Annotated in this window: 11 protein-coding genes; 8 read left to right on the top strand and 3 right to left on the bottom strand. The window is 60.1% G+C overall.

Going from position 1 to position 12,575, the window contains the following annotated elements; genetic code table 11:
• Positions 1–120: 120 nt before the first annotated feature.
• Positions 121–744, bottom strand: a complete 624-nt coding sequence (locus tag ASF29_RS04060) for a DUF1285 domain-containing protein (protein ID WP_062448845.1) — start codon at positions 742–744, stop codon at positions 121–123.
• A gap of 177 nt (positions 745–921) precedes the next feature.
• On the opposite strand from ASF29_RS04060, the gene ASF29_RS04055 reads away from it, so the two are divergent.
• The 6 genes from ASF29_RS04055 to ASF29_RS04030 are packed head-to-tail and all read left to right on the top strand — an operon-like array spanning position 922 to position 9,073.
• Positions 922–1,932, top strand: a complete 1,011-nt coding sequence (locus ASF29_RS04055; protein ID WP_062448843.1) for a MoxR family ATPase — start codon at positions 922–924, stop codon at positions 1,930–1,932.
• A gap of 31 nt (positions 1,933–1,963) precedes the next feature.
• Positions 1,964–2,884, top strand: coding sequence for a DUF58 domain-containing protein (locus ASF29_RS04050; protein WP_062448842.1), 921 nt, complete (start codon positions 1,964–1,966; stop codon positions 2,882–2,884).
• Complete coding sequence (locus ASF29_RS04045) at positions 2,881–5,694, top strand: DUF4159 domain-containing protein (protein ID WP_062448840.1); 2,814 nt, start codon at positions 2,881–2,883, stop codon at positions 5,692–5,694. Before ASF29_RS04050 ends, ASF29_RS04045 begins: the two co-directional genes overlap by 4 nt.
• Before the next feature lies 1 nt (position 5,695).
• Positions 5,696–7,777, top strand: a complete 2,082-nt coding sequence (locus ASF29_RS04040) for a hypothetical protein (RefSeq protein ID WP_062448839.1) — start codon at positions 5,696–5,698, stop codon at positions 7,775–7,777.
• Positions 7,777–8,220 carry a GNAT family N-acetyltransferase gene (locus ASF29_RS04035; RefSeq protein ID WP_062448837.1) on the top strand — a complete coding sequence of 148 codons (444 nt, stop codon included), beginning with the start codon at positions 7,777–7,779 and terminating at the stop codon, positions 8,218–8,220. The genes ASF29_RS04040 and ASF29_RS04035 overlap by 1 nt, the downstream gene beginning before the upstream one ends.
• Complete coding sequence (locus ASF29_RS04030) at positions 8,213–9,073, top strand: MBL fold metallo-hydrolase (RefSeq protein ID WP_062448836.1); 861 nt, start codon at positions 8,213–8,215, stop codon at positions 9,071–9,073. Before ASF29_RS04035 ends, ASF29_RS04030 begins: the two co-directional genes overlap by 8 nt.
• A 49-nt stretch (positions 9,074–9,122) precedes the next feature.
• Here ASF29_RS04030 and ASF29_RS04025 read toward each other — a convergent pair whose 3' ends face one another.
• Positions 9,123–9,680, bottom strand: a complete 558-nt coding sequence (locus ASF29_RS04025) for an N-acetyltransferase (protein WP_062448834.1) — start codon at positions 9,678–9,680, stop codon at positions 9,123–9,125.
• Between the two features lie 291 nt (positions 9,681–9,971).
• On the opposite strand from ASF29_RS04025, the gene ASF29_RS04015 reads away from it, so the two are divergent.
• Positions 9,972–10,964, top strand: a complete 993-nt coding sequence (locus tag ASF29_RS04015) for a glutathione S-transferase family protein (RefSeq protein WP_062448830.1) — start codon at positions 9,972–9,974, stop codon at positions 10,962–10,964.
• A gap of 3 nt (positions 10,965–10,967) precedes the next feature.
• Here the strand turns inward: ASF29_RS04015 and ASF29_RS04010 are convergent, their stop codons facing one another.
• Complete coding sequence (locus ASF29_RS04010) at positions 10,968–11,366, bottom strand: NUDIX domain-containing protein (protein WP_082453380.1); 399 nt, start codon at positions 11,364–11,366, stop codon at positions 10,968–10,970.
• A 176-nt stretch (positions 11,367–11,542) separates the two neighbouring features.
• Here ASF29_RS04010 and ASF29_RS04005 point away from each other — a divergent pair, with 176 nt between their 5' ends.
• Entirely contained in the window at positions 11,543–12,508 is a 966-nt protein-coding gene (locus ASF29_RS04005; protein ID WP_062449025.1) for a metallophosphoesterase, read from the top strand.
• The last annotated feature ends 67 nt before the right edge of the window (positions 12,509–12,575 follow it).

Genomic DNA, 12,575 nt, shown 5'->3' with positions numbered 1-12,575 from the left:
AATCTAGCCAGCCCAGTCGTGGGCTGAAAGACTCCTCATGCCGTGCAGACGCACGGCGGCTGGATTCCTGTGACGAGCACAGGAATGAGGAGCGTTTGAGGGCCTGCAATGCATATAGTATCATTTTGACAATTCACTTAATTCAGCTGCGGGCATGATAGGAAAGATCTCTCCGCCAGAGCGTACGGCAAACATGTCTTCTCCATCGATTTCAATCACTTCACCCAGCTCCACCAGATCATACATCACAGCGCGCGAGACAAGCGCCTCCAGCCGCCCACGCACCAGAAGATAGGGCTTCAACTCCTTGTTTTCTCCACTGATTTCGAAACGCAGCGGATGCTCCGCACCGACTTCCACCACATCACCCACATTCGTGCGGAAGGTCAGAAGCGGTGCGTCATCTTTTTCGCCCACATTCATCTCGACAGCGATGAAAGGCGCGTCCACCACGCGGATGCCGACTTTTTCCACAGGTGTTACAAGGTAGGTCTTGCCGTCCTCATCCTTGCGCAAAACGGTGGAAAACAGCCGCACAAGCGGGGCCCGGCCAATGGGTGTGCCCATGTAGAACCATGTGCCATCGGCGCGGATTTCCATATCCAGATCGCCGCAAAAGGGCGGGTTCCAGCGCTCGACGGGGGCCGGCCCACGGCTTTTGTCGCCCGTCTGCTCGGCTGCGTGGGAAATCATCGCGGCAAGCCCTGCTGCATCTTTCGCCGAATTTATCGTCTCAACCGCCATATTCGAGCCCCGCTTTGTCACCTATTGAAGTCTCTGACATGGGTAACGAGATAGTCATTCAAAGGATGCTTGTCAGCGGGCCAGATGGCAATAAGCTATAGGCAGCGCCAAATGCGTCCTGTATGCGAGTGATACCGGTGACGAGACGATGCGCGTCTTTAGTTTGAGGAGAGCGATATGGGCATGATGAATACCAGCGAAACCCTCGACGAAAAGGCGATCATTGCCGCTGCCGAAAAGGCGCTGTCGGATATCGCGGCTGTCAGGGCGGAAGTTTCCAAGGTCATCTTCGGTCAGGAAAAAGTGGTGCAGAACACGCTTCTCGCCATTCTGTCCGGCGGCCATGCGCTGCTGATCGGTGTTCCCGGCCTCGCCAAGACAAAGCTCGTGACGACGCTGGGTACAGTCCTCGGGCTCGACGCAAACCGCATTCAGTTCACACCCGACCTGATGCCCTCAGATATTCTCGGCTCCGAAGTCATGGATCAGGATGAAAGCGGTCGCCGCTCGTTCCGCTTCATCAAGGGACCGATCTTCGGCCAGCTGCTGATGGCGGATGAAATCAACCGTGCTTCCCCACGTACCCAGTCCGCCCTTTTGCAGGCCATGCAGGAATATCACATTACCGTCGCTGGCCAGCGTTTCGACCTGCCCAAGCCTTTCCATGTTCTCGCCACCCAGAACCCGCTGGAGCAGGAAGGCACCTATCCGCTGCCGGAAGCCCAGCTCGACCGTTTCCTGCTTCAGGTCGATGTCGATTACCCCGATCTTGCCGCCGAACGCCAGATCCTGCTTGACACCACAGGCACGGCATCGGGCGAGGCCCGCCGCATGATCGAAGGCGACCGTCTCGTCGAAATCCAAACGCTCATTCGCCAGATGCCGGTCAGCGACAAGGTGGTGGATGCCATTCTTGCATTGGTGCGCTCCGCCCGCCCCGGCCATGGCAACAAATTGACCGACAAGAACGTTGCATGGGGACCAGGACCGCGTGCCGGCCAGTCGCTGATGCTCACGGCCCGTGCGCGCGCGCTTTACGAAGGCCGTCTCGCACCCTCGCTGGATGATATCTACGCGCTGGCAGAGCCTGTTCTGGAACACCGCATGGCGCTGACATTTGCAGCGCGGGCGGAAGGCATGTCGGTTCGCGACGTTATTGCGGGCCTCGTGGAGCAGGCCAGGAACTGACCGTTCAAGGGTCGGATTTTAAGGAGTGCATGTGGCATCCATCGGCCAGATCGTAGAGCAAACGCCCGGCAGTGACGTGCTTGCCCGTGCGCGCCAGCGTGCCGCTCTGGTGCCAGATTGCATGGTCGAGGCAAAACGCATTGCCAACACTGTGACAGCAGGCTGGCATGGCCGCCGCAAACGCGGCATCGGCGAAAATTTCTGGCAGTTCCGGCCCTACGCGGATGGCGAAAGCCTGTCGCGCATCGACTGGCGCCGCTCCGCCCGTGACGACCATACCTATGTCCGCGACCGGGAATGGGAAGCCGCCCACACCATCTGGCTCTGGGCCGATCTTTCGCCATCGATGATGTTCAAATCCACGCTCGGTTCCGTTTCCAAGGAAAGCCGCGCGCTGGTGCTGATGCTGGCGCTGGCGGAAATTCTCGCCCGCTCCGGCGAGCGCATCGGCTGCCCCGGCATCATGGAGCCGGTGTCAGCCCGCAATGCCGCCGAACGTTTAGCAACGGCCATCATGCACGCCCCCGCCACCACCGGCCTGCCGGACACGTCGATGATCCGTGGCTCCAGCGATATCGTGCTGATTGGAGACTTTCTGGATGACGCGACGACCGTCATGGAGCGCCTGTCGCCGCTGGCCCGCCGTGGCCTGCGCGGCCATGTCGTGGAAATTGCCGACCCCGCCGAAGAGGTCTTTCCCTATAGCGGGCGCACCGAGTTTTCCGACCCGGAGACCGGCGAAAAGCTGACCTCCGGCCGCGCCGAAACCATTCGCGATGACTACACCCGCGCCTATCTCGCGCGACGGGATGCCATGTCCTCGTCCCTGCGTCGTCTGGGCTGGAACTTCGTCTTCCACCGCACCGACCATCTGGCATCCGAAGCGCTGGTTACCATGCACATGTATCTCTCCGGCGCGCCGGTGGGTGGCAAGAACGGAGGCCGGACATGAGCACCCTGCCCTTCGTGTTCACCAGCCCCTTTATTCTGTTCGGCCTTCTGGCGCTGCCCGCCATCTGGTGGCTGCTGCGGCTGACACCGCCGCGCCCGAAGGCGGAAGTCTTTCCGCCGCTGCGCATTCTCGCAACGGTATTGAAGCGCGAAGAAACGCCCTCCAAAAGCCCTTGGTGGCTGACGCTGCTGCGCATGCTGTTGGCCGCCGCCGTCATTTTCGCGCTGGCCGATCCCGTCATCAACCCGCGCAACAACACGCTGGCAGGCAGCGGCCCGCTGGTGCTGATCGTGGACAACGGTTGGGCCGCAGCACCGGATTGGGACCGCCGCATGCGCACGGCGGAAGCGCTGATCGGCGATGCCGAGCGGGCCGAACGCCCCGTCGCCATCGCCTTTACCGCCGACCGCGATCACGATGCCGAACCCGGCACAACCGCAGCAGCGCTGGAAAAGCTCGCAGCCGCCAAACCGCAGCCTCTGGTGCCGGACCGCGTGCGCACCGCAGAAGCCGTCATCGAAGCCATGAACGGCACAGCACCCGGCACGCTTGCCTATATTACCGACGGCGTTGCCACGCCGGATGACCGCGCTGCGCTGAGCAACCTCTCTACCATGCAGGCCGCCGAGTTTCGTGTCGTGGAAGGCGATGGACAGGCCATTGCCGCCATTACCGGCGCTGAAAACGGTGCCGAGACCATGACGGTCAAACTGTCACGACTGGAAACAAGCGGCCCCGCCAATCTCACCATCAATGCGCAGGACAGCCAGGGACGCGTGCTGGCCAGCGATAGCGCCACATTCGCGCCGGGTGCTGCCGAAACCACCGCCGTTTTGAGCGCGCCTTTCGAGCTTCGCAACGATTTTGCCCGCCTGTCCATCGACCGGCTGTCTACCGCAGGCTCCGTGCATCTGCTGGATGACGGCTTCCGCCGCCGTCGCGTGGCGCTGCTGGCAGGTGAAACCGGCAATGATTTCCAGCCGTTGCTTCAGCCGCTGTTCTATATCAGCCGCGCGCTTCAGCCCTATGTCGATCTGGTGCCGCAGCGTCAGGCCGATCTCGCCGTCGCCATTCCCGAACTGCTGCAATCCAACCCGTCCGTCATCGTCATGGCCGATATCGGTCGTCTGCCGCAGGAGACTTATGCGCCCATCGAGCGTTGGCTGTCGCGTGGCGGCACGCTCATCCGTTTTGCAGGCCCGCGCCTTGCCGCCGCCCCTGCCGATGATCCTCTTGTGCCTGTGACCCTGCGTCAGGGCGAGCGTGCTCTTGGCGGTGCGCTGTCTTGGGCGGAGCCTCAACCGCTGGCCGATTTCCCGAATTTCGGCCCCTTCGCCGGCATGCCGAGAGCAGATGGCATTCACATCAAGCGCCAGGTTCTGGCCGAGCCGACCCCTGATCTGGCTGAGCGCACATGGGCAAGCCTTGCCGATGGCACGCCGCTGGTCACCACCCGCAATGTGGATGCGGGCCGCATCGTTCTCTTCCATGTGAGCGCCGAGGCCAGCTGGTCGGATTTGCCGATCTCCGGCCATTTCGTGGAAATGCTGCGCCGTATCGTTCAGCTGTCTCAGGTCGGTGGCTCCTCGGCTTCCGCCAACGCGCCTGCCGCAGCGCTACCGCCCTATCGCCTGCTGACCGCAACCGGTTCGCTATCGCCGGAAATCGGCACCGCCCGCCCCCTGGAGGTCAAGCCCGGCCAGCCGCCCCGCGCCAGCTTCGATAATCCGCCCGGCCTTTATGGTACGGAATCCGGTTTCGTTGCGCTCAACCTGCTGCCGCCGGACGCGACGCTGCGCCCAATCGACACCTCGCTTGCGGGAACCGCGACCACCCGTGAAGGTCTGGTTGGCGAAGCTGCCAAATCGCTGCGCCCTGCCCTCTTCATTGTGGCTCTTTTGATGCTTTTTGCCGACACGCTCATCGTTCTCTTCATGCACGGCGTCTTCTCGCGCCTGCCCCGCGCCCGCTCATCCGCCGCCGCCATCCTGCTGACCTTTGCTGCTGGCCTTACGGTGTTCTCGCCAAACACAGCGCGCGCCGACGACCCGAAACCGGGTGATGAGGCGATTTTCGAGCGGCTGGACACGACCCATCTCGCCTATGTCCGCACCGGAGAAGATGATGTCGACCGCATTTCCGAACAGGGCTTGCAGGGGCTGACCGAGTTCATGACATGGCGCACGACGCTGGAGCCGGGCCAACCGGTGGGGCTGGATATCTCCAAGGATGAGTTGTCCTTCTACCCCATCATCTACTGGCCGATTTCCGCCACAGCCCCTATGCCGTCGACAGCCGCCATTTCCCGCATCGATGCCTATATGCGCGCGGGCGGCACGGTACTGTTCGACACGCGCGACCAGTTTTCGTCGCTGGACAGTGGCGGCAATATCAGTGCCAACGGCCAGCGCCTTCAGGAAATCCTCGCCAATGTCGATATTCCGCCGCTGGAGCCTGTGCCGAAGGACCATGTGCTGACGCGCTCCTTCTACCTGCTGAACAACTTCCCCGGTCGGTATTCCGGCAGTCCGCTGTGGGTGGAATCGCGGCAGGATGCGGCAAAGACGACATCAGGCATTTCCTCTTCCGGTGACGGCGTGTCGCCCATCATCATCACCAGCAATGATTTTGCTGGCGCTTGGGCCATTGATTCCAACGGCGCGCCCGTTTTACCCACCGTGCCGCCGGATGAAGTGCAGCGCGAACATGCCTTCCGCACCGGCGTCAACATCATGATGTATATGCTCACCGGCAACTACAAGGCCGATCAGGTGCATGTGCCCGATATCCTCCAGCGGTTGGGGCAATGACATGACACTGACCTTTGCGCCCTTCCTGCCGTGGATCGTCATCGGCATTCTCGCCGCCGCAGCCTTCGTGCTGGCCATCATCGGCCTGTGGCGCGGCGTGCGCGGTGCGTGGCTGCGTGGCTTGGCGCTGGCAGCGCTTCTTCTGGCCATTTCCAACCCGCTTCTGACCAATGAGGAGCGCGATCCGCTTTCCACTATCGTCCCTGTCATCGTGGACCGTTCGCAGAGCCAGGATGTGCAGCAGCGGCCTGAACAGACGGATCAGGCGCTGGCCACCCTTCGTGAACGCCTCGCTCGTTTCCCCCGCATCGAACCGCGCATCGTGGAAGTCCAGAACGACCCCAACAGCGATGCCCCGGCCACCAATCTGTTTTCGTCGCTCGCCGCAGCCGTATCGGATGTCTCACCGTCACGCGTTGGCGGCGCGATTTTCCTCAGTGATGGCCAGATCCATGACATCCCTAATGTTACGCCGAACATCGAACAGACGCTTGGCTTCAAGGCCCCGATCCATGGCCTGATTACTGGGCGGGCGGAAGAGTTCGACCGACGCATCGAAGTGGTACGCGCGCCGCGCTTCGGCATCGTTAACGAGCAGCAGGAGCTGACGCTGCGTGTCTTCGATGACGGTCGCGCCCAAGGTGGCCAGGCGGAAGTCACGGTCAAGATGAATGGCGAAGAGATCGCCACGCTCGAAGCCACGCCCGGCCAGCCCCTGCCCTTCAGCTTCAAGGTTCCGCGCGGCGGCAACAACGTCATGGAATTTTCCGTGGCGGAGCTTCCGGGCGAAGTCACCACCAGCAACAACCGCGCCGTTCACGTCATCGAAGGCATCCGCCAGAACCTGCGTGTGCTTCTTGTCTCAGGCGAGCCCCATGCCGGTGAGCGCGCCTGGCGCAACCTGCTGAAATCCGACACCTCCGTCGATCTCGTCCATTTCACCATTCTGCGCCCGCCGGAAAAGCAGGATGGCACGCCGATCAACGAGTTATCGCTGATTGCTTTCCCGACGCGTGAACTGTTTGTCGAGAAGATCGAGGATTTCGACCTCATCATCTTCGACCGCTACCAGCATCGCGGCGTGTTGCCGATTCTCTATTATGACTACATCGCCCAGTATGTCGAAAAGGGTGGCGCGCTTCTGATTGCCGCTGGTCCCGAACATGCAGGGCAGGATTCCATCGCCATGACGCCGCTTGCCTCCGTGCTGCCCGCGCAGCCCACCGGCGAAATGCATCAGTCGGCCTTCTACCCTCGCCTGTCGGAAGCGGGCAAGAAGCACCCGGTCACACGCGGTCTGGAAGGCTCTGCCGAAGAGCCTCCGCAATGGGGCCGCTGGTTCCGCACCGTGGGCGTCGAGCCACCACAGGGCCAGACCGTGATGCTGGGCGATGGCCAAGACCCGCTGCTGGTGCTGAACCGTCAGGGCGAAGGCCGTGTCGCCATGCTGCTGTCTGATCAGGGTTGGCTCTGGGCGCGCGGCTTTGAAGGCGGCGGCCCGCATGTGGGCCTCTACCGTCGCATCGCCCATTGGCTGATGAAGGAGCCGGAGCTTGAGGAAGAAGCGCTGACCGCCCGCGCCAATGGTCGCACGCTGGAAATCACCCGCCAGACCATCGGCGACAATCCCGGTAATGCCACGGTCAAATTCCCCACCGGCAAGACCGAGACGATGGCCTTTACGCAAACCGAGCCCGGTCTCTACAAGATCGAACGCCGCATGGACGAAACCGGCCTCTACGAAATCACCAATGGCGATTTCACCACGCTGGTCCATGTCGGTGCCGTCGATGCACCCGAGTTCAAGGCGATGATTTCAACCACGGAAACGTTGAAGCCGATTGTCGATGCTACAAAAGGCAGCATCCACCGCGTCGTCAACGACAATGGCCGCGTCGTGCTGCCGGATATCCTGCCCGTGCGTGGCGATGTGCGCGTGGCCGACAATGACCGCATGCTCATTCGCCTCACCGATGAAACCGTACTGAAGGGCGTCAACACCCTGCCGCTGTTTGCCGGCTTCGCCGGTCTTGCCGCTTTGCTGATGGCATTTTCTGCGCTCTGGTGGCGTGAAGGTAGGTAATGGAACCACGCATCACCATCAGCCAGGAAGGCGACAAGGACAGCGAAGCGGCCATTCTGTCGGCTCTCAAAGACTACAACATCAACCGCTTCGGCCCCAGCGACTGGCAGGAACTCGTCATCTCCCTGCGTGATGACGCAGGCACCGTGACCGGCGGCCTCTGCGGCCACACCGCCCGCGGCTGGCTCTACACGCGGCTACTCTTCATCCCCGAAACCCTGCGCGGCCAAGGCCTTGGCTCCAGGCTGCTAGCTATGGCGGAAGACGAAGCCCGCAAACGCGGTTGCATCGGCGCTTACATCGATACGATTAACCCGGATGCGCTGGCGATCTACCAGAAATGTGGCTATGAAATCTTCGGCCAGATCGAGAATTTCAGCGATATTGGATCTCTTACCTATTTGAAGAAATCTTTTGTATCGTCACGGAAAAATCATGTCTGACACCAGTTCTTTTACGGCTTTCACAATCACGCTGGGCGAAGCCCGGATCACTGCATTTTGCGACGGCATTCTGACTGTCCCCGTCGCCAATCTTTATCGGCTGAACTCCGATCAGCCCACCCCTGAAAAATTTCCAGGCGCCCCCGGCGAACTTTCGGTCAACGCATTTCTGATCGAGACCGATGGCCGGAAGATCATGATCGACACCGGTTCCGGTGCACTTTTCGGGCCTGACCACGGCAAACTGCCAGCAGCGCTCAAAACCCTGGGCATCTCGCCCGATGCTATCGACGATATCATCCTGACCCACATTCATGCAGATCATTCCGGCGGTTTGATTGCCGATGGCAAACCGGTCTTCAAAAACGCGAAACTTCATATTGGGAAGACAGAAGCGGCCTTCTGGCTGTCAGAAGGTGCTGATAGAGCTCCCGGTGTCACGGAGAAAGTAAAAGGCCAGATTGGTCGCGCTCATGCGACCATCGATCCCTATAAAGCGGAAAATCGCGTTACGATTTTCGAAGACAACGGCGAGATTCTGCCCGGTTTCAGCGCCAGCCTGCGCCCCGGACATACACCCGGTCATCTTTGCGTCCGCTTTGATACCGGAGAGAATAGCATCGTTTTCGTCGGTGATATTGTCCATGGCGACAGCGTCCAGTTTGCTGATCCCACCGTCACCATAGACTTCGACTACGATCAACCGAACGCAGCCATTTCCCGCGCCGCAGCCTTTGCACAGGCCGCTGATGAGGGCTATCTCATCGCCGCGGCGCACCTGCCGTTCCCCGGCATTGGACGTATCAGGCGCGACGGAGAAAATTATCGGTTCGAGGCGTACTGCCCAAAGTAAAAGGCCGCCATGGCGGCGGCCTTACTTCTACTCATGTGAGTTCAAGCCGTCAGCCCACAGCGAGAAGACGCTCTGCGACCGTTTCTTCCACAACAACAGCTTCCTCACACTTCCGCCAGCCGATCTTGCCCTTCAGCCGCTCATGCGTATCAGCCGCCAGCGGCACGACAAGCACCCGGTTCATATCGACAGGACCGGGGAAATCCAGCGCTGCATAGGCCACCTTCTCGAAACCCAGCGGCATGTAATAAGGCGGATCGCCGATGAGAATGACGGCTTCCGAGCCCTTACGTTTGGCCGCGGCGATGGCGATGCGCACCAGTTCACGGCCTATGCCCATGTTCTTATGCGATGGCCGTACAGCCAGCGGCCCGAGCATATGACCCTTCACGCCGCCAGCCAGAACCGGTGTCATGCGAACGGATGCAATCGTCTCGCCGTCGTCGGCGCAGATATAGGAAATCGAACGGTCGTGCGGGCCCTGCTCGCGGATGCGAGCAGCGGCGCGGGTGTGCCGACCCGGGCCGAAAGCTTCTGCATTGATGAGTTCGATAACGGCGTCATGAGACGCGTCTTCGGTGAGGTAGACCAGTTCGTGCTTGGACATGGAGAGACCGGAACGTTGAATACGGATAGGGCGATGTGACGGCTGCGCCGGTTAAGGCGTTCGAAGCGTCAGCGTCGTCGGAGCATCCGTGTTGCGGTCATAAAACAGAATTCCCTCAGAATTGTGATAAACGCGGATATCAGGAAAATTCCGACCCGTCCAGAACAAATCCAGAGCTTGGCCATTCAATAATGTGAGTGTGATACGAACGCACTGGTCACTGCCTTTTGGGTTCACTTCCCGCAAAGCCATGGCTTACAGTGTTTGCAACAACATGAAGGAGAACGCGCGATGGGTATGCTGGTTGAGGGTGTCTGGAAAGACGTCTGGTACGACACCAAGGAAACCAAGGGCCATTTCAAGCGCAGCGCCTCACAGTTTCGCAACTGGATTACCGCAGATGGGCAAGCCAGCCCCTCCGGAAAAGCTGGTTTCAAAGCCGAGAAAGATCGCTACCATCTCTATGTTTCATTGGCCTGTCCCTGGGCGCATCGCACGCTGATCTTCCGCAAGCTGAAGAAGTTGGAAGACCTTATTTCCGTTTCGGTTGTCGATCCGCTGATGCTAGAAAATGGCTGGGAGTTCAAACCGGCGGATGAGCGCACCCCAGGCGCCACGGAAGATCATCTCTTCGGCTCCTCGGCAATGTGGCAGGTCTATACCAAGGCAGATCCAACCTATTCCGGCCGCGTAACCGTGCCTGTGCTCTGGGACAGGCAGAAAAACACCATCGTCTCGAATGAATCGGCAGAGATCATCCGCATGTTCAACAGCGCCTTTAATGCGCTGACGGGATCGCAGGATGATTATTACCCTGAGCCGTTGCAGGCCGAGATCGATAAGCTCAATGACGTCATCTACGACACTGTCAATAACGGCGTCTACAAGGCTGGCTTTGCCACCACGCAGGAAGCCTATGCGGAAGCTGCTACCAAGGTTTTCGAGACTTTGGACCTGCTGGAAGCGCGTCTTGAAGACAAACGCTTTCTGTTGGGTGCCCAGCAGACGGAAGCGGATTGGCGGCTGTTCACCACGCTTGTCAGGTTCGACCCTGTCTATGTCGGCCATTTCAAATGCAACATTCGCCGCATTCACGACTATCAGAACCTGACCGGATATCTGCGCGATCTCTACCAGACATCAGGCATTCCAGAGACGGTCGATATACGCCACATCAAGGACCATTATTACCGCAGCCACAAGACCATCAACCCCACCGGCATCGTGCCCATCGGCCCGGAGCTTGAGCTGGACAAGGCGCATGACCGCGAAAGGCTGGGCTAAGGCCTACCAGTAGTCATCCGGCGGCGTTTCGCCCGCCAGTTCTGCGAGGCGGCGGCGGGTGGCACCCGTCGTTCCCTCGGGCAGAGCATTCAGCGGAAAGAACCCGCTTTCGCTGATTTCCCGGTCTGGTACTTTCGGAGCCGTCTGCGTCACCTCGAGCCTGTAGAACAGAATATGGTCGCGGTCGCTGGTGCGATTGTTGAAATAGACATGAAAAAGCTGCGGGCTGGAGGCAGCGACAAGATTGCCTTCCTCTCGGATTTCTTTGTGAAGCGCCTGTAAGCCCGTCTCGCCACGCTCTACACCGCCGCCAGGCATATGCCAGCCGGAGATATAGGTGTGCCGCACCAGAAACACCCGCCCCTGTGCATCGAAACAGGCGGCACGCACGCCAAGCGTCATGCCCCGGCGGACAAAGAAAAAGACATGCAGGGCACGCTTTGCGACATTCCGAAACAAATCCCGGAACCCTTGCCCGCTGACATGGTTTTCACCCAACGCTCAACTCTCCTTTATCTCATTGAAAAACAGGGGTTTTGGGTTGGACGCTCAAGATTTCATACGTTATGGCTGGATGCATGTTCAAACTCGCCCACATCTCCGATATTCATCTCGGCCCGCTGCCGAAGCTCACTTTCCGCGAACTTGCCTCCAAGCGCATTCTCGGCTTTGTGAACTGGCGTCTCAACCGCCGCAAGCATCTTTTCAGCGATACGCTGGAAAAGGTGGTGGACGACATGGAAAGCAAAGCTCCCGACCATGTTGCCATCACCGGCGATCTCGTCAATCTTGCGACAGGCATTGAAATTCGTGCCGCCGCAGACTGGCTGGAAGAAGTGGGCGATCCGCTCAAGATTTCCGTCGTTCCCGGCAATCACGACGCCTATGTTCCCGGCGCGCATGACAAGGCCATGGCCGCCTGGTATTCCTATGTGCGCGGTGACGGCGATGCGGAAGACTGGGACGAAGACCGCAAGATTTTCCCCTATATGCGCGTGCGCGGCCCGGTGGCCATGATTGGCTGCTCGACGTCTATTGCGACGCCACCCTTCTCCGCCACCGGCTATTTTGGCCGCAGACAGGCCAGAGCCACCGCGGAACTGCTACGTAAAGCGGGAGAACAGGGGCTGTTCCGGGTGGTCATGATCCACCACCCGCCCATCCGCGGCGCTGCCTCCACCCACAAACGCATGATCGGCATACGCCGCTTTGCCGCAGCCATCGGCACCGGAGGCGCGGAACTCGTGCTGCACGGTCACACCCACCTCAACACGGTCTACTGGCTGAACACCCATCGCGGCCGCGACCACACCCCCGTCGTCGGCATCGCCTCCGCCTCCCAAGGCCCTGGCAGCCATAAACCCCGCGCCGGTTACAACCTCTTCCACATAGACGGCGGCCCCGGCACCTGGAACGTAACCTGCGAACGCTATGGCCTCAACGAAAAGGCCACCGGCATCGAACTGGAAGACGTGCGGGTGTTTTACAATAATGGCCGACCGCTGGGTTTCAGCAATCCGGTAGAACAAGGGGATGATGAGTGAGGGGTTCCCCTTAACTGCATTTTACACTTCGGAGAAAGCGTAGCACAGCGAACTTTACGTCATCCTC

This window comes from Rhizobium sp. Leaf262 (assembly GCF_001422245.1).
Lineage (GTDB): Bacteria > Pseudomonadota > Alphaproteobacteria > Rhizobiales > Rhizobiaceae > Agrobacterium.
Note: the sequence above shows the minus strand (reverse complement) of the source record. Positions and strands in the feature narration are given on the sequence as shown.